Source organism: Nesterenkonia xinjiangensis (genome assembly GCF_013410745.1).
Classification (GTDB): Bacteria; Actinomycetota; Actinomycetes; order Actinomycetales; family Micrococcaceae; genus Nesterenkonia; species Nesterenkonia xinjiangensis.
This window is the reverse complement of record NZ_JACCFY010000001.1, coordinates 3,100,825-3,119,078: the sequence shown is the minus strand read 5'-3', so window position 1 is coordinate 3,119,078 and position 18,254 is coordinate 3,100,825. Positions and strand designations below refer to the sequence as shown.

Annotated in this window: 12 protein-coding genes and 1 tRNA gene; 5 read left to right on the top strand and 8 right to left on the bottom strand. The window is 69.1% G+C overall.

From position 1 onward, the window contains the following. Window positions 1–101 precede the first annotated feature (101 nt). Window positions 102–2,243 carry an excinuclease ABC subunit UvrB gene (uvrB, locus tag HNR09_RS13995; RefSeq protein WP_179542593.1) on the bottom strand — a complete coding sequence of 714 codons (2,142 nt, stop codon included), beginning with the start codon at window positions 2,241–2,243 and terminating at the stop codon, window positions 102–104. 121 nt (window positions 2,244–2,364) lie between these two features. After that, entirely contained in the window at window positions 2,365–3,042 is a 678-nt protein-coding gene (coaE, locus tag HNR09_RS13990; RefSeq protein ID WP_179542592.1) for a dephospho-CoA kinase, read from the bottom strand. Window positions 3,043–3,069: 27 nt separating this feature from the next. Here coaE and HNR09_RS13985 point away from each other — a divergent pair, with 27 nt between their 5' ends. Further along, window positions 3,070–4,365, top strand: coding sequence for a cytochrome P450 (locus HNR09_RS13985; RefSeq protein WP_179542591.1), 1,296 nt, complete (start codon window positions 3,070–3,072; stop codon window positions 4,363–4,365). Window positions 4,366–4,411: 46 nt separating this feature from the next. Here the strand turns inward: HNR09_RS13985 and HNR09_RS13980 are convergent, their stop codons facing one another. Next, window positions 4,412–6,253, bottom strand: a complete 1,842-nt coding sequence (locus HNR09_RS13980; protein WP_179542590.1) for a BCCT family transporter — start codon at window positions 6,251–6,253, stop codon at window positions 4,412–4,414. Window positions 6,254–6,587: 334 nt separating this feature from the next. Between HNR09_RS13980 and HNR09_RS13975 the strand changes: the two genes are divergently transcribed. Then, entirely contained in the window at window positions 6,588–7,286 is a 699-nt protein-coding gene (locus HNR09_RS13975) for an IMPACT family protein (protein ID WP_179542589.1), read from the top strand. Window positions 7,287–7,291: 5 nt separating this feature from the next. Then, window positions 7,292–8,557 (top strand): class I SAM-dependent methyltransferase, encoded by a 1,266-nt coding sequence (locus HNR09_RS13970; protein WP_246348855.1) that lies wholly within the window; start codon window positions 7,292–7,294, stop codon window positions 8,555–8,557. Window positions 8,558–8,639: 82 nt separating this feature from the next. Here HNR09_RS13970 and rpsA read toward each other — a convergent pair whose 3' ends face one another. From rpsA to polA, 3 genes are all read right to left on the bottom strand, one after another. Continuing rightward, window positions 8,640–10,136 (bottom strand): 30S ribosomal protein S1, encoded by a 1,497-nt coding sequence (gene rpsA, locus HNR09_RS13965; protein WP_179542588.1) that lies wholly within the window; start codon window positions 10,134–10,136, stop codon window positions 8,640–8,642. A 242-nt stretch (window positions 10,137–10,378) separates the two neighbouring features. After that, window positions 10,379–11,815, bottom strand: coding sequence for a GNAT family N-acetyltransferase (locus HNR09_RS13960; protein ID WP_179542587.1), 1,437 nt, complete (start codon window positions 11,813–11,815; stop codon window positions 10,379–10,381). A gap of 41 nt (window positions 11,816–11,856) precedes the next feature. Beyond that, window positions 11,857–14,682 (bottom strand): DNA polymerase I, encoded by a 2,826-nt coding sequence (gene polA / locus HNR09_RS13955; protein ID WP_378936849.1) that lies wholly within the window; start codon window positions 14,680–14,682, stop codon window positions 11,857–11,859. An 18-nt stretch (window positions 14,683–14,700) separates the two neighbouring features. Here polA and HNR09_RS13950 point away from each other — a divergent pair, with 18 nt between their 5' ends. Next, the gene (locus HNR09_RS13950; protein WP_179542586.1) at window positions 14,701–15,231 is read left to right on the top strand and encodes a hotdog fold thioesterase; all 531 of its coding nucleotides are present in this window, start codon (window positions 14,701–14,703) and stop codon (window positions 15,229–15,231) included. A 58-nt stretch (window positions 15,232–15,289) separates the two neighbouring features. Continuing rightward, the gene (putP, locus tag HNR09_RS13945; RefSeq protein WP_179542585.1) at window positions 15,290–16,819 is read left to right on the top strand and encodes a sodium/proline symporter PutP; all 1,530 of its coding nucleotides are present in this window, start codon (window positions 15,290–15,292) and stop codon (window positions 16,817–16,819) included. A gap of 37 nt (window positions 16,820–16,856) precedes the next feature. Here the strand turns inward: putP and HNR09_RS13940 are convergent, their stop codons facing one another. Both HNR09_RS13940 and HNR09_RS13935 read right to left on the bottom strand, forming a co-directional pair. Beyond that, window positions 16,857–18,077 carry a glycosyltransferase family 4 protein gene (locus HNR09_RS13940; RefSeq protein WP_179542584.1) on the bottom strand — a complete coding sequence of 407 codons (1,221 nt, stop codon included), beginning with the start codon at window positions 18,075–18,077 and terminating at the stop codon, window positions 16,857–16,859. A 38-nt stretch (window positions 18,078–18,115) separates the two neighbouring features. Beyond that, window positions 18,116–18,189 (bottom strand) — tRNA-Gly (locus tag HNR09_RS13935). Window positions 18,190–18,254: the final 65 nt, after the last annotated feature.

Here is an 18,254-nt window from a genome sequence, read left to right as displayed (position 1 = left end):
GCGTGCTGACGTTCACAGCGCTGACGGATACTCCCTCACGCAGAACACCATCGTACACCCGAGGCCTCCCGGTGCTCGTCGGTCGGCTCCAGTCCTGCGGCTCAGTCGTGCCCCGCCTTCTTGAACTGCCGCAGCTCCTTCTTCAGATCCCCGATCTCGTCACGGAGCCGGGCGGCCAGCTCGAAGTTCAGCTCCTCGGCGGCATGGTGCATCTGTCCGGTCATCTGCTCGATCAGGTCGGCCAGGTCGGTGGCCGGGGTCGTCGATGCTGCGGATCCGGACTCCGCCGGCGTGCCCTCGGCGGAACCGTCGCCGTCCTTCTGGAATCCGGTCCAGCCGCGATGACCCTTGCCGTACTCGAAACCGGTGGCCAGACCGCCCATGCCCTGCAGCAGGTCGGCGGTGTCGGCGTCCTCGCGGGCGAGCTGGTCGGTGATGTCCGCGATCCGCTTCTGCAGCGGGCGCGGATCGATCCCGTGCTCCGTGTTGTACTCCCGCTGGATCTGCCGGCGCCGGTCGGTCTCGTCGATGGCCTGGCGCATGGAGTCGGTGATCCGGTCGGCGTACATGTGCACCTGCCCCGAGACGTTGCGCGCCGCGCGACCGATGGTCTGGATGAGCGACCGGGCCGAGCGCAGGAAACCTTCCTTATCCGCGTCAAGGATCGACACCAGCGAGACCTCCGGGAGGTCCAGGCCCTCACGCAGCAGGTTGATGCCGACGACGACGTCGTGGGTGCCTCGCCGAAGCTCGCGAAGGATCTCCACCCGCTTGAGGGTGTCCACGTCGGAGTGCAGGTACTCCACCTTGATCCCGTGGTCGAGCAGGTACTCGGTGAGGTCCTCGGCCATCCGTTTGGTCAGTGTGGTGACCAGCACCCGCTCGTCGCGCGCGGTCCGGGAGCGGATCTGGTCGAGCAGATCGTCGATCTGTCCCTTGGTCGGCTTGACGACGATCTCCGGATCGATGAGACCGGTCGGACGGATGATCTGCTCCACCACGCCGTCGGAGACCCCGAGCTCGTAGGGGCCGGGCGTGGCCGACATGTAGACGGTCTGCCCGATCCGCTCGAGGAACTCGTCCCACTTCAGCGGACGGTTGTCCATCGCCGAAGGCAGGCGGAACCCGTGCTCCACCAGGGTCCGCTTGCGCGACATGTCCCCCTCGTACATGCCGCCGATCTGCGGGATCGTCACGTGCGACTCATCCACGACCAGCAGGAAGTCGTCCGGGAAGTAGTCCAGCAGACAGTGCGGGGCGGACCCCCCGGGACGCCCGTCGATGTGCCGCGAATAGTTCTCGATGCCGTTGCAGAAGCCCATCTGCTGCATCATCTCGAGGTCGTAGGTGGTGCGCATGCGCAGCCGCTGCGCCTCGAGCAGCCGGTCCTGGGACTCCAGCTCCTTCAGCCGCTCGCGCAGCTCGTCCTCGATCGCGGTGATCGCCCGCGCCATACGCTCGTCGCCGGCGACATAGTGGCTGGCGGGGAAGATGTACATCTCCTCCTCCTCGCGCACCACCGTGCCGCTGAGCGGATGGAGGGTGTAGATCGCCTCGATCTCGTCGCCGAAGAACTCGATGCGCACAGCGAGCTCCTCGTACATAGGGATGATCTCCACGGTGTCACCCCGCACCCGGAAGGTGCCGCGGTGGAAGTCCGTGTCATTGCGCGCGTACTGCATGGCCACGAAGCGGCGGAGCAGCTCGTCGCGGTCGATCGCCTCGCCCCGGCGGACCGGCACCATCTGCGCGATGTACTCCTCCGGTGTGCCCAGGCCGTAGATGCAGGAGACCGTGGCGACCACGACGACGTCACGGCGGGTGAGCAGGGCGTTGGTCGCCGAATGGCGCAGCCGCTCGACCTCCTCGTTGACCGAGGAGTCCTTCTCGATGAACGTGTCCGTCTGCGGGACGTAGGCCTCGGGCTGGTAATAGTCGTAGTAGGAGACGAAGTACTCCACCGCGTTGTTCGGCAGCAGCTCGCGGAACTCGTTGGCGAGCTGGGCGGCCAGGGTCTTGTTCTGCACCAGGATCAGCGTGGGCCGTTGGATGCGTTCCACCAGCCACGCCGCCGTCGCGGATTTGCCGGTGCCTGTGGCTCCCAGCAGCACGACGTCCTTCTCACCGCCCTCGATGCGTTCGGCCAGCTCCTCGATCGCCTTCGGCTGGTCCCCGGAAGGCTGGAACGGGCTGATCACCTCGAACGGTGCCACGGTGCGGCTGATCTTCGGTGCCAGAGACATCGTTCCCTCGCCTCCCGTCTCGTGGATGCCGCGGGCCGGAGCTCCGGCCCGCCCAGGACAGCCTATCGCGTCGCCTCGAAGATGTCTTCGATCCTCTGCCCCCGTCACAGTGCGGTGGAGCTCATCCCGCCAGGCCGCCGCGGTCGGGGCGCAGGAGCCGGTCCATGAGGTCGTCCACCTGGTCGTGGAGCTCCTCCAGCGTGCCGGAGTTGTCCAGCACGACGTCAGCGGCCGCGACCCGCTGCGCATCGGTGGCCTGCGCCTCGATGCGCGCCCGGGCATCAGCCTCGGTGCTGTCCCGATCCTCCACGATGCGGCGGATGCGTTCCTTCTGCGGGGCCCGGACCACCACGACCACGTCGAAGCGGTCGGACTGCCCGGTCTCCACCAGCAGCGGGATGTCCTCCACGATGATGCTTCCGGGTTCGGCGCGCTCACGCAGGGCCCGTGCCTGCTGACGCACCCGCGGGTGGACGATCCGGTTGAGCCTTTCCCGATCCTTCGGGTCCCCGAAGACCACCGCCCCCAGCGCTGCCCGATCCAGGGCCCCGTCGGGCTGGAGCACCGACTCGCCGAACGCCTCGACGACTTCGGCCAGCGCCGCGCCGCCTGGCTGCAGGGCGTATCGGGAGAGCACGTCCGCGTCGATCACGAGGGCGCCCCGCTCGGCCATCCGCGCCGACACCGCCGACTTTCCGGAGGCGATGCCACCGGTCAGACCCACCAGCAGGGTCTGCGGGGCGTCAGGTCCGGATGCGGGTCCGGAATTCGTCGGGCGGGCGGTGGAGCTGCCGGTCATGGTCCGAGTCTATGCAAGAATCCCGGCATGATGCTCCCTCCCGGTCCGCGGCTGCCGGCCGTCGCACAGACTCTGATGACCTACGGCGCACGTCTGCGCAGCTTCCCTCGGCTGCAGGACCGCTACGGACCGACCGTGACCCTCCGGCTGCTTCCCGGGCCGCAGACACTGGTGCTCTTCTCGGACCCGGAGGACATCCGGGAGATCTTCGCCGGAGACTCCTGGGAGTTCAGCGGGGCAGGAGGCAACGAAGTGCTGCGTGCGGCCATGGGGGATCGCTCCGTGATGCTCACGGACGGCGAGGACCACCGCGCGCTGCGGCGCAGCCTCATGCCGGCGTTCTCCCCCGGAGCGGTGCGCGACCATCGCAGGACGGTCCACCGCCTGGTGGTGGAGGAGGTCTCCACCTGGCGGACGGGCCGGACGGTGGCGACGCTGGAGCGGATGAGTGCGGTGACCCTGGAGGTGATGCTCCAGGTGGTCCTCGGCGTGACCGCTTCTGAACGGCTGAACCGGCTGCGACCGAGGCTGCTGCGCCTGGTGGAGGTCGGACCGGTGGTCGCCCTGGGGTGGCTGTACCCGCGGCTGCGCGGACTCCCGCCCTGGCGGGCCGAGCGGCGGAACCTCGAAGCCGTGGACCGGCTCGTCGCCGAGGAGATCGCCGAACGGCGTCGAGAGTCGGAGGCGCCGGAGGCGCCGGAGGCGCCGGAGGCCCGGGAGCGATCAGACGTGCTCTCGATGCTGATCCGTGCCGGGCTGGACGACGCGCAGCTGCGCGATCAGCTGGTCACCCTGGTACTGGCCGGCTACGAGACGACCGCCTCCGCACTGGCCTGGACGCTCCATGAGCTCGGCCGCCGCCCGGAGGTCCGCCGGCGCGCCCGCCAGGCCGCAGACGACGGCGACGACGACTTCCTGGAGGCCTGCCTCAAGGAGACCCTCCGCCTTCATCCGATCATCGACTTCGTGGCCCGCACACTGCGCAGCGAGCAGACGATCGGCGGCTGGACGCTGCCTGCCGGAGTGACCGTCGCCCCGGCGATCATGCTGACTCAGCAGGATCCCCGGCATGTCTCCGCCCCACAGGACTTCCGCCCGGAACGATTCCTCGACGGATCCCTGGACCCTGGCGCCTGGGTCCCCTTCGGCGGCGGGGTCCGCCGCTGCCTGGGCGCCGCCTTCGCCCAGATGGAGGCGGCCGAGGTGCTCCGCGAAGTGCTGCTCCGAACCGACCCGGTCGCCGAGCGCCCGTCCCGCACGCGGCTTCGGAACATCACCAACGTCCCCCGCGACGGAGCCCCGCTGCGCCTCGATCCGCGGTGAACGGGGCGAGGCGCAGCGGGGCTCCGAGGCTCGGCCGAGCCGCGGCTCATCCCTGCCGAGGCGGGAACCTTCCTGAATCGGCCGGGTCCACGACTGCCGTCTCGCCGGTGCGGATGCGGTACTCCTCGACGATCTCCGGCTGCTCGACGTGCTCCACCTCCGGTGCACCCTCCGGCTGGGTGCCCTCCTGGAAGTCGGGGGCGACCACGGCCTGGACCAGAGTCTCGTCGGCCTCCTCCATGCGCCGCTCGTACTCCTCCGGAGGCAGGGTCTTGAGCCACCGGCGCGTGCGCAGCAGTCCGATCTCGCCGGCGTCCTCCCGCATCGCCCGGGACAGGCTGAACATCATCAGGTAGCCCAGCAGGAAGAAGGGCAGCCCGAGCACGATGGCCACGTTCTGCAGCGCCTCCAGCCCGCCGTCCCCGGTGGCGGTCAGCAGGATCGCAGCGATCAGCCCGATGGCCACGGCCCAGAAGCCCTTCTGATGGGCGGGGACCTTGCCCTCGAAGCCGCTGGACATGTCATTGAGCACCAGGGCGCAGGAGTCCATCGAGGTGATGAAGAAGATGGAGACCAGCATGATCGCCACTGCGGAGGTGACGGTCACCAGAGGGAAGTCCCCGAGGAAGGCGAACAGCGCCCCCGGGATGTCCCCGTCGCCGACGACCCGGTCGACGAGGCCGCCGTCGCCCTCCATCTCGATGTCGAAGGTGCCCGTCCCCCAGATCCCGAACCAGACGATCGTGAACAGCGTCGGCAGGCCCAGCACGCCCGCGACGAACTGGCGGACCGTGCGGCCCCGGGAGATTCGGGCGATGAAGATGCCGACGAAGGGCGACCAGGTGATGGTCCACGCCCAGTAGAAGATCGTCCAGCCGTTCTGCCAGCCGGTGTCGGCCATCGTGTCGTTCCAGAAGGCCAGCTCCGGCAGCATCGTCGCGTAGACGCCGGTCCACTCGATCATGCCGCGCAGCAGGTAGATGGTGGGCCCGGTGATGAGGATGAAGACCAGCAGAGCGACAGCCACCCAGATGTTGAAGTTCGAGAGCCGCTTGATCCCTCGGTTCACCCCGAGCAGCGTGGAGATCAGGGCGACGATCGTCACCGCCGCGATGATCATGATCTGCGACAGCGCCCCTTCCTCGATGCCGAAGAGCTCGGCCAGCCCAGAGTTGATCTGCATGGTGCCCAGACCGATGGACACGGCGACGCCGAAGACGGTGCCGACGATGGCGAGGATGTCGATCGCCTTGCCGAGGGGGCCGTGGATCTTCTCCCCCATGATGGGCTGGAAGATCGAGGAGACCCGCGGCGGCAGGTTGCGCTTGTAGATGAAGTAGGCGAAGGCCAGGCCCGGCAGGGTGAAGATCGTCCAGGTGTGGAGGCCGAAGTGATAGAGCGTGAAGCCCATCGCTTCGGAGGCCGCCTCGGCGGTCCCTCCGACGACGGTCGTCGGGTCCACCGAACCGCCGCCCTGGGCGATCTCCGAAGCCTCCTCGGCGGAGATCCCGCGCGGCGGATTCGCGAAGTGGTTGACCGGCTCCGCCACCGCCCAGAACATCAGGATGGTCCCGATCCCGGCGGCGAAGAGCATCCCGAACCAGGAGACGTCCGAGTGCTCCGGCGTCTCGTCATCCTGGCCGAGTCGCATGCGCCCGAAGCGCCCCAGCGCGATATAGATCAGGAAGAGCAGGAACACCGTGACACCTGAGACGTAGAACCAGCCCAGGTTGGAGTAGATCCAGTCGGAAGCGGTGCCGAAGAACTCCCCCATGCCGGTCGGCATCAGGAGGGTCAGCACCACGAACCCGAGGATGATCACCGCCGAGACGAAGAACACGACAGGGCTCGTGCGCAGTCTGAAGAGGTCGTGGAACCTTTCGAGCATGAGGGTGCCTTTCGTGGGTCTGCCGTGTCTCCGGTCCGCCGGGTCGCGGCGTTCCGGAACGTTTCACACACCGTATGAGAAAACGCCATTGTTTTCACGTGTTGACCTGGCACGGCGTGTAGCTCCAGGTGAATGCGTACACTCTACGACCCCGCCCTCTCGACGGCCAGTGCAGGGAAGTCTCATTCCGATCACGGGAAGGGTCCAGGATCATGGAGCGAACAGAACGCAGTTCGTGATTGCATCGTGATCATCTCCCGAATATCTCCTGGGAGCCGGCTGCTCACTTCCTGTGCAACAGGTGGGCCCAGGGGCTCCTCTAGACTGATGGACGATGACCTCCCCCCGCGCCGGCCGCCTGTGCACCGTCCTCGCCGAGGACGCGGACGTCGTCGTCGAGCTGGAGCGTCGGAAGTCCCGCTTCCTGACCGTGCTGCGCCGCGCCGAGACCGTGGGCGACGCCCAGGCTGTGGTCGACGGCCTGCGCCGCGAGTATCATTCCGCCCGGCACCACTGCAGCGCCTGGGTCATCGGACCTGTCCAGGAGATCCGCCGCGGCAACGACGACGGCGAACCTTCCGGCACCGCCGGGGCGCCGATGCTCGAAGCCCTCACCCATGCCGCGATGCCCGGTGGCCGCCAGGACCTCACGGATGCGGTCGCCGTCGTCGTCCGCTGGTTCGGCGGCAACCTGCTGGGCGCCGGGGGCCTGGTCAGCGCCTACTCCGACTCGGTGGTGGCCGCGGTCCGACAGGCCGAGTCCCGGGGGCTGCTGCGCCGCCGCCGAAGGATGCGGCAGGTGCGCCTCTCCGCCCCTGTGGCAGTGGTGGGCCGGTGGGAGAACGAGCTGCGCGCCACAGGAGTCGAGGTGCTGGGCACCGACTACGGGGCCGGATCAGCCGCACAGCTGCGCCTGGCGGTGGATGACACCGCCGAGGACCTGGCGGCCCTGGAGGCGCGGCTGGCCCAGCTGACCTCCGGGCGGGCCGCCCTCCAGGATGACGGCATCGGCTGGTTGGAGCTCCTTCCATGACACCTATGACGCCCATGACACCCGTGACTCCTGAGGATCAGCATGGCCCTCCGCTGCCGGCAGGCCGGACTCCCGAGGTCGTCGCGTCAGCACTGAGCCAGGATCAGATCCTGGCCCCGCTGCGTCAGCATCCGCCCGAGGCCCCCGGCGCCGATGCGGCCGACAGGCTCCTGCTGGACACCGCCGCTGCCTGGTTCTCCGCCGGGCACCCCACCCGGGACATCGCGGTGATCGATGACCGCTGGGGCGCGCTGACCCTGGGTCTGCTGGCCGGGGTCCCTCAGCCCAGCGCCCAGCTGCTCCGCGTCGGCCAGGACACCCGCGGCGCCGAGATCGCCCTGGTGGCCAACGCCGCCCGACTGGGGCTCTCCGCTGAGCTCGGCGCCATCACTCGTGGCCCCGGCGTGACCGCCGAGCTGCTCGCTGGAGCGCACACGGTGCTGATGCCGCTCCCCCGCTCCCTGGAGACCCTCGCCGACTGGGCGTGGACGGTGGCCGAACATGCGGCCGAGGACGTGGTGCTGCTGGCCGGAGGCCGAGACAAGCACATGACCCGCTCGATGAACGACGTGCTCTCTGCTCAGTTCACGGATGTCGTCCCCGGACGCGGGCGGGGCAAGGCCCGGGTGATCACCGCCCGCGGCCCACGCCGCGGACGAGAGGCCCCGTTCCCGCGCCGCCACACACACCGGGACGTCACCGACCTGGGGCTGGACCAGGATCTGACGCTCTGTGCCGAGGGCGCGGTCTACGGCGGGACGAGCTTGGACCCCGGCACCCGGTTCCTGCTGTCCACCCTCGCAGGTGACGCGGGTGGGGAGCTGCTCCCCCACGGCGGGGAGGTCCTGGACCTCGGATGCGGCAACGGCACGATCGCCGCCTGGGCCGCGCTCCGTGATCCCCGGGCGCAGGTGGTGGCGGTGGACCAGTCCGCCTCGGCCGTGACCTCCACGCGTCGCACCGCGGAGACGGCCGGCGTCGCCGACCGGGTACGCACGGTGCACGACGACGCGCTGTCCTCCTGGGAGGACGGAAGCGTGTCCACCATTCTGCTGAACCCGCCCTTCCACCGGGGCAACGCGGTGGACCCCTCGGTCGCGCACCGGCTCTTCTCCGACGTCGGGCGCGTGCTGAGGCCCGGTGGGAAGCTGCTCTGCGTGTGGAACTCGCATCTGCGGCATCGTCTGATGCTGCAGCGCGAGGTGGGGCCCACCCGCCAGCTGGCTCGCAATCCGAAGTTCACCGTCACGGAGTCGACGAAGCCCGACTGACGAGATCAGCCCGGACACGGCGAAGGCCCCGCCCCACCGGAGGGTGGCACGGGGCCTTCAGCGGCTCAGCAGATGCTCAGGATCAGCTGTTGCCGGTCAGCTTCTCGCGCAGAGCCGCCAGCGCCTCGTCAGAGGCGAGGGTGCCAGCGTCCTCCGTCGGCTGCGAGGAGGAGTAGTTGGACGGCGCGGGCTCGGACTTCGATGAAGAGGACGACGAGCTGCTTCCGCCCATGGACGCCTGAGCGGCGGCCTCGGCGTCGGCGGTGATGGCGGCCGCGACCTGCTTCTTGTGGGCCTCCCACCGCTCCTGAGCCGCGGCGTACTGGGCCTCCCAGACGGCGCGCTGCTCCTCGAAGCCTTCCATCCACTCGTTGGTCTCCGGGTCGAAGCCCTCGGGGTACTTGTAGTTGCCCTCGTCGTCGTACTCGGCGTCCATGCCGTACAGCGCCGGGTCGAACTCCTCGCCCTCAGGCTCGACACCTTCGTTGGCCTGCTTCAGCGACAGGCTGATCCGGCGACGCTCGAGGTCGATGTCGATGACCTTGACGAAGAGCTCCTCGCCGACCGAGACGACCTGCTCCGCCAGATCCACGTGGCGGACGGCCAGCTCGGAGATGTGCACCAGACCCTCGATGCCGTCCTCCACGCGGACGAACGCGCCGAAGGGCACCAGCTTGGTGACCTTGCCGGGCACGATCTGGCCCAGCGCGTGGGTGCGGGCGAAGGTCTGCCACGGGTCTTCCTGGGTGGCCTTCAGGGACAGCGAGACACGCTCACGGTCCATGTCCACCTCGAGGACCTCGACGGTGACCTCCTGGCCGACCTCGACGACCTCGTTCGGGTGGTCGATGTGCTTCCAGGACAGCTCCGAGACGTGCACCAGACCGTCGACGCCGCCCAGGTCCACGAAGGCGCCGAAGTTGACGATCGAGGAGACGGTGCCGGTGCGGACCTGACCGCGCTCGAGCTTGTTGAGGAAGGAGGAGCGGACCTCGGACTGGGTCTGCTCCAGCCACGCACGGCGGGACAGGACCACGTTGTTGCGGTTCTTGTCCAGCTCGATGATCTTGGCCTCGATCTCCTGGCCGATGTACGGAGCCAGGTCCCGGACACGGCGCATCTCGACCAGCGAGGCGGGCAGGAAGCCGCGCAGGCCGATGTCGAGGATGAGGCCGCCCTTGACGACCTCGATGACGGTGCCGGAGACGACGCCGTCCTCGTCCTTGATGCGCTCGATGTCACCCCAGGCGCGCTCGTACTGGGCGCGCTTCTTGGAGAGGATCAGGCGCCCCTCCTTGTCCTCCTTGGTGAGGACCAGAGCCTCCACCTGGTCGCCGACGGCGACGACCTCGTCCGGGTCGACATCGTGCTTGATGGACAGCTCACGGGACGGGATGACGCCCTCGGTCTTGTACCCGATGTCGAGGAGGACCTCGTCACGGTCGACCTTGACGATGGTGCCCTCCACGAGGTCGCCGTCATTGAAGTACTTCATGGTCTCGTCGACGGCGGCGAGGAACTCTTCGGCGGTGCCGATGTCGTTGATGGCGACCTGTGGGGCGGTTGCGGTGGTGGTCATGTAGTAGGGGCTCCGATATGGATCGTTTGCTTGACTGGTCAGTGCACGGTTCTCCTGATGCACTGAGCGAAGGACGAATGACATGCTGCGGGCCCGGGCGCCCAGGGGCGTCAGGGCCGAACAGGATCTGTGTCAGAGGTCTGGATCGACTCTGTGCGCAGAACGCGCCCGCCCAGTCTATACTCCCCGCGCAATCCTGTTCAACCGGGCCCTCCGGCCGGTCGGCGGACGTCTGGGGCGGGTCAGAAGTGCGTGGCGCAGTGCGGCGCGGTGGGCAGGTCCCAGCTGGCCGCCAGCCGACGCAGATCGGCCTCCCCGGCAGACTCGAGCGTGACGCGGCCGGCGGCGTGCAGCGTGCGCAGGGAGACGTCGCCCAACAGCAGCGTGCCCAGCGTCTCAGCATCGACACGCAGGGCCGGCGCCTCCTCCTGGACGGATCCCGGGCCCGTCCGGACGGGCTCCAGCTGCTCCACCTGTGCCAGACCCGCACGCACGCTCACCCGGTAGTCGCCGTCGATGATGCCGAGGCGGTCCTCCACCCGCAGACGCATCTGCCCGTCGGCGGCCCATTCGCGGGCCTGCAGGCAGCGCACCACGTCGAGCACACGGATCCAGAGCACATCCTGGCCTCCGGTCACCTCGCGCGCACGCGGGTTCACGAGCGCCTGAGCGAGCGGATCCTCCACCGGCGCCTGGCGATGCACGACGCGCTGGATCAGATCCATGCTCGTCAGGTGCCGCCACAGCTCGATCCGGCTGGCGGCGTCCACCGCGATCATGTCGATCACGCGCAGAGTGGGCGGGTCGGTGTCCCAGCCGTCGAAGGAGAAGACCGCGCAGCCTCCCACCTCCCCGTCCTCGCGCACGTGCACCACCGCCCGTGCGGCACGGTTCCAGGAGCTGACGTCGTCAGGGCTCCACCGGGCGGTGCCGAACTTTCGCGTGGCCTCGTGACGGTCCACCGAACCGCGGGTCCCCACGTGCTGGGCGGCGAAGACCTCCTCAAGGGTCTCTCCCAGGCGCGTGGGGTCCACGGTCAGCACGGTCCCGGTGGGCGGGGTGCGCAGGGCGAACCCGTCCCCGGCAGGAGTCGCGTTCACCTGGATCCGCTGCTCACGGGTGGCCGCCCCATAGCCGAAGCGCCCATAGATGCCGCCCTCGGAGACCGTCAGTGCGGCCAGGGGCATGTCCTCATCCACCGCCGCGGCCAGCCGGGAGGTCATCAGGTGCGCCAGGATCCCCCGACGTCGGAAGCCCGGGTTCACCGTGACCGCAGAGATCAGCCGGGCGGGCAGCAGATCGGGACCGCCGGCGTTGATCGTCTTGTCCCACTCGGCGAACGTCCCCACCGGATGCTCGGGTCCATGCCCGAGCCGCTCGAGAGTCTCGCCCCAGGGCTCCAGGCCCGAGAAGCCGGGGTCCACATAGACCGCGGTGAGCCGCTGACCGTCCGCCGTGAGGGCACCGACCCAGCGGTCCGTCTCCTCCTGGGAGGACCACCGCTCATAGAAGCCCTGGCCCACGCCACGGGTGAAGGCGACTACCCGGGGATCACTGACCTTGCCGTCCGCATCGGCCACGACGGGAAAGGTCTCGGCGCGCAGGCCCTCAGCGAGCGGGGCGACGGCAGGTGGACGCGGAGCAGCGGCTGGGGTCTGCACGGGAGTCTCAGAAGTCACAGCCCCACCTTATCCAGGAATGCGTGATCCAGGAACGCGTGCTAGTGGGCCGCTTCATGCCAGGAGGCGCCGACTCCGACGTGGACGTCCAGCGGCACCGAGAGCTCCGCGGCGGCGCGCATCCGCTCCACCACCAGCTGCTCAACGGCTTCCCGCTCCCCCGATGCCACCTCGAGCACGAGCTCGTCATGGACCTGCAGCAGCATCCGTGAGTCATGGCCGGCCTCCCGCAGGGCGGCGTCGACGTCGAGCATGGCCCGCTTGATGATGTCGGCCGCCGAACCCTGGATCGGGGCGTTCAGCGCGGCCCGCTCCGCCATCTGACGCAGCTGCCGGTTGTCGCTGGTGAGGTCCGGCAGGTAGCGGCGCCGCCCGTAGAGGGTGGAGGTGTAGCCGTCGGTGCGGGCCTGCTCGACCACCTCGCGCAGATAGTCCCGCACCGCCCCGAAGCGCTGGAAGTACTCGTTCATCAGGTCACGGGCCTCGTCCACGCCGATGCCCAGCTGCTTGGACAGTCCGAAGCTGGAGAGCCCGTAGACCAGTCCGTAGCTCATCGCCTTCACCTTGGAGCGCATCTCCGTGGAGACCTCCTCGGTGCCAACGCCGAAGACCCGCGCGCCGACGAAGCTGTGCAGGTCCTCCCCCGCCCGAAAGGCGTCGATGAGCGCCTGGTCCCCCGAGAGGTGGGCCATGATGCGCATCTCGATCTGCGAGTAGTCGGCGGTCAGCAGCTCCTCATGACCCTCCCCGACCACGAAGGCGTCGCGTATCCGGCGTCCGGCGGCGGTGCGCACCGGGATGTTCTGCAGATTCGGGTGCAGCGACGACAGCCGGCCGGTCGCGGCGACCGTCTGCGCGTAGGTCGTGTGGATGCGTCCGTCGTCGTCGACGGCGCCGCGCAGGCCGGTGACGGTCTGGCGCAGCTTGGTGGCGTCCCGGTGCGCCATCAGGTGGACCAGGAACTCGTTCTGCGTCTTGACCAGCAGATCCTGCAGGGACTCGACGTCGGTGGAGTAGCCGGTCTTGGTCTTGCGAGTCTTCGGCAGGCCGAGCTCGTCGAAGAGCACCGTCTGCAGCTGCTTGGGAGAGCCCAGGTTCACCTCATGTCCGACGGCGGCATAGGCCGCCTCGGCGGAAGCACGGATGGACTCCTCAAACTCGGCGTCGAGGGCCTCGAGACGCTCCCGACTGACGGCGATGCCGGTGAGCTCCATCTGCAGCAGCACCTCCGCCAGGGGGATCTCCAGATCATGGAGCAGAGCCGAGGCGTCGCGGCCGGCGACCTGCTCGCGCAGCACCGCGCTGAGCCGATGCAGCAGCATCCCGTGCACGGCTGCCGCCTCGAGGTCCGCCCGACTCACCCCGGAGACGGCGTCCTGCGCCGAGAACAGCGTGTCCCCGCCGCTCGACTCCACCTCTGCGGCCGCGGACTCGGAGAGGTAGTCGCCGGGCTCCGTGGAAGCACCCAGGTACTGGGTGACCAGATCGGCGAAGGCGAAGCTGCGTCGATCCGGCTGGATCAGGTAGCCGGAGATCAGGGTGTCCTCGGCCGCTCCGGCCAGCCGCAGGCCCCGCCGGGCCAGGCGCCGTCCGGCGTCTTTGAGGTCATGGATGAGCTTGGGGCGCCCGGCCTCGGCCATCCACTCGCCGAGCGCGGTCTCCAGCGCCGAGTCCGCCTCCAGCAGCGAGATCACCAGCGCCTCTGCAGAACCTTCGGGCACCAGCACGACCGCGAGCGCCTCGGCCACCCGTGCCGCCTCGTCGCGCTGCGACTTGGTGGAGAGACCCTCCCCGCTGCGGTCCAGGCACAGCGCGACGCCGACCGGTCCTTCCGTGGCGTCGAGGGCCTCGGTGAGCTCGGCAGCCTCGCTGAGGACGCGCAGCGGCGGCAGCTCCTCGGTGGGTTCCGCTGCGATCTCGGCCTCGGGGAACCTCTGGGCGAAGGTCTCGAAGAGCCGCTCACGGATCTGGTTGAACTGCAGGGCGTCGAAGAGCGGCTCGACGGCGTCCCGGTCCGGAAGGGTCAGGGCAGTGTCCTGCAGAGCCACGGGCAGGTCCAGGTCCTGGACGAGCCGATTCAGCTCGAGGTTGCGCTCGACGTCGTCCAGGGCGGCACGCAGGTTCTCACCCACCTTGCCGCCGATCTGGTCGGCGTGGGCGATGATCTCCCGGGTGGAGCCGTACTGGTCGATCCACTTCGCGGCGGTCTTCGGCCCGACCTTCGGCACACCCGGCAGGTTGTCGGCGGACTCGCCGACCAGCGCCGCCAGGTCCGGGTACTTCGCCGGCGGCACCAGGTACTTGGCCTCGACTCCGGCGGGGTCCAGGAGGGTCACCTTGGAGATCCCAGAGGTGGGGTACATCAGGGTGGTGCGTTCGGTCACCAGCTGCAGCGCGTCGCGGTCCCCGGAGACGATGAGGGTCTCCCAGCCCGCCTGCTCGGCCAATGTGGTGCAGGTGGCGACGATGTCGTCCGCCTCGTAGCCCTCCACGGTGATCGCCGGGATGTTCATGGCCGCGGCAACCTGCTTGATCAGGGCGATCTGCCCGCGGAACTCCTCCGGGGTCTTGGCCCGGCCTGCCTTGTACTCGTCATAGGACGTGTGCCGGAAGGTGGGGGTGTCCAGGTCGAAGGCGAGCGCGACGTGGGTGGGCTCCTCCTCGCGGATGAGCTTGAGCAGCATGTTGGTGAATCCGTGCACCGCGTTGGTGTACTGGCCGGAGTCGGTGAGGAAGCTCTCCGGAGGCAGGGCGTAGAACGCGCGGAAGGCCATCGAATGACCGTCGATGATGAGGAGCTTCTCACCCCCGGATGAGGATGCTGCGGCGGGTGCGGTCTCGGGGCTGGCTTCACTCTGCTGGCTCACAGTGCAACTCTAGTGGGCATGAGTGGAGATTTCACCGCCCGCACCGCCCCCGAGGCGCACCTGCGACCGGACCCCAGCCAGATCCCCGACGACGCTGAACGCACCGCCCGGCTCCGCGCCGCCGGCGTGCCCGAGGAGCTGCATGGGATGATGGGGCCCCACGGCGTGGCCCCGCTGGGGCAGAAGATGGGCCTGCGATTCGAGGAGATGACCCCGGAGCGCCTGGTGGCCACGCTCCCGGTGGCCGGCAACGAGCAGAACATGGGCCTGTTCCACGGGGGCGCGCACATGGTGCTGGCCGAGACGCTGGGCTCACTGGCGGCGATCCTGCACGTGCGCCTCACCCTGGAGCTCGTCCACCCCGTCGTGGGCATCGAGCTGGGCGCCACCCATCACCGGGCGGTCACCGACGGCGTCGTCACCGGCACCTGCACCCCGATCAACCTGGGGCGCACCCTCACCTCCCATGAGATCGTGATGCGAGACGAGCAGGGGCGGAGGCTGTCCACGGCCCGGATGACGAACATGATCCTCACCCCTCGGGAGTGAGGGCCGCCCGCGCGGCAATGTCCGGTGAGACGGGTCACTGGGTGCGATACTCGGGCCTATGATCGAGACTGCGAACACCACGGTCCAGCTGGTGGCGGTGATCCTGTACTTCGCGTGCATGGTCGCCATCGGCTACTACGCCTACCGGCGCACCACGGACCTCACCGACTACATGCTCGCCGGACGCAAGCTCCGGCCCTCCACCGCTGCGCTCTCCGCCGGCGCCTCCGACATGTCGGGCTGGCTGATGATGGGCCTGCCCGGGGCGATCTACCTCAACGGCCTGGTCGAGGCCTGGATCGCCATCGGCCTGACGATCGGCGCCTGGCTGAACTGGAAGTTCGTCGCGCCGAGGCTGCGTGCCTACACGGAGGTGGCGAACAACTCCATCACCATCCCCAGCTTCCTGGAGGCCCGCTTCCGCACCGACAACCACGCTGTGCGGATCATCGCCGGGGTGATCATCCTGGCGTTCTTCATCTTCTACGTCTCCTCCGGCATGGTCGCCGGCGGAGAGTTCTTCACCGTCGCCTTCGGCATGGACTACCTGCAGGGCATGCTCCTGGTCGCCGGCGTCACTGTGGTCTACACCCTGGTGGGCGGCTTCCTGGGCGCGTCGCTGACCGATGTGGTCCAGGGGACGATGATGTTCCTGGGCCTGCTGCTGGTGCCGCTGATCGCGCTGATCACCCTCGGCGGCTGGGGCGAGGTCACCTCCGGGGTGAGCGCCGCGGACCTCGCCGCGAGCGTCGCCGACGCCGGAGCCGAGGTGGACCGGATGAGCTTCCTGGTGGGGGCCTCGGCGCTGGGGGTCATCTCCGCGGCCGCCTGGGGCCTGGGCTATTTCGGCCAGCCCCACGTGATCGTGCGGTTCATGGCGATGCGTTCCGCCGCCGACGCCCCGGCCGCGCGGCGGATCGGCATCGGCTGGATGGCCATCGCCGCCACCGGCGCCGTCTTCACCGGACTGATCGGCATCGCCTACTTCCACGAGCAGGGCACCGAGCTGGCCAACCCCGAGCATGTGTTCCTGGTGCTCTCCCAGGTGCTGTTCCACCCGTTCATCGCCGCTCTGCTGCTCGCCGCCGTGCTGGCGGCCGTGATGTCCACGATCTCCTCGCAGCTGGTGGTGTGCTCCTCCGCCCTGGTGGAGGACATCTACCTCTCCTTCGGGCGGACCCCCAGCCGCAGCCACCAGCTGATGCTGGGCCGCGGGGCGGTGCTGACCGTGGCGGTGATCGCGGCGCTGCTGGCTCTGGACACCGACTCCACGATCCTCGAGCTGGTCGGCTTCGCCTGGGCCGGATTCGGCTCGGCCTTCGGCCCGATCATCCTGCTGAGCCTGTACTGGCGTCGGCTGACGATGCCCGGGGCGCTGGCGGCCATGATCACCGGTGCGGTGACCGTGGGCATCTGGGGCAACGTCGACGTGCTCTCCGGGTTCATCTACGAGATCGTGCCCGGCTTCCTGCTGGCCACCCTCGCCGCGTGGCTGGTCTCCCGCCTCACCTGGCGTGAGGACCCCGCGGTGGAGGCGGAGTTCGACGAGATGCTGGTGGTCGCCGGGGCGCGCACACCGGCGTCCTGACGCTCCGGCCGCACCTGCCGGGACGTGCCCGGCCGGATCAGGCGATCCTCGTCCTCCTGGGCGCCCCGCGGGCGTCGAGGAAGGCGAGGATCGCCTCTTCCATGGCCTGGGCGTGACGTTCGGCCGTGTATCGCTCACGCACGACCTCCAGACCGCGTCGAGCCATCCGGCGCAGGCCGGCAGGATCCTCGACGAGCTCCTGGAGCACCTCTCGCAGGGACTCAGGGTCGCCGCTGCGGTAGAGCCGTCCGGTCTCACCATCGATGACGGCCTCGATCTCCGGGCTGGAGTCCGGGTTGCCGCCCTCGGCGACCACGGGGACTCCGAGACTGAGCGCCTGGGTGACGTTGAGCCCGGCCCCGCCGATGGACACCGCCGCGTCGGCCTGGGCGTAGAGCCGACGTAGCGTGGGGAGATCATAGACGGCGCCGAGGAAGTCCGCGTCCACCTCGGCCTCGGCGAAGCGTCGTTCCAGCCGGGGCCGCTCGACGCCGTCGCCGACCACGAGCACCCGGGGACGGGTCCGTGCCGGCATCATCTCCAATGCCTCCGCGAGCGTGTCCAGGCGGTGGCGCGCGGTCAGCCGGGAGCTGTAGATCAGGGTGGGGCGCCGCGCAGCCTCCGCGCCACGCGCCAGATCCTCGCCGGGGTGGCCGGGCTCCGGCTGCTCCTCGGCAGGGCCTTCGGCCAGCTGGTCCTCCGAATAGATGCTGTTGTAGACCACGGCGATCTTCTCCTCGGCCACCCCGTAGGAGCGTCCGAGGTCATGAGCACGGTCGCCATAGACCAGCAGCCCGTCACAGAGCGCGTAGAACGCCAGGCGCAGTCGGCGCTTCAGCCCGTCCTCGGGCCGTTTCCACCCATGGCCCCAGAGGAGCACCGTGCGGCCGGTCAGCCGCCCGGCCAGCAGCGCGACCCAGGCAGAGAGCGTGTAGATCCTCCCGGCCAGGACGTAGGCGTCATGCTTGCCGGAGAGCACCGCCCCGACCTGGCCCCGCTCCCACCACAGCTCTCCCCAGGAGAGGAAGCGCAACGGGGTCACCTGCTCAAGGAGCTCCGGGGAGGCGGACTGGATGCGGTCCGCGGCGGATCCCTCGCTGTTGCGGTACCGGCCCACCAGGTCGACGTCGAGCCGAGTGCTGGCGAGCAGACGCCGGAGCAGCGGCTCGCGGTAGTGGGAAACGGTCGGCTGGACGACCAGATGGACCCTCGGCCGGGAGTCACGGTCCCGCGACGTGCGACGGCGGGGGACTCGCATGCACGCTCCTGAGGAGGCAGAGGAGATCAGGAAGGAGATGGAGGGGATGACGGGAATCGAACCCGCGTCGTTGGTTTGGAAGACCAAAGCTTTACCATTAAGCTACATCCCCGTTCGCGACCGCAGCCGCAACGGTGACTCAGCTTAGCAAGGCACCGCGCACCCTCCAAAACCGAC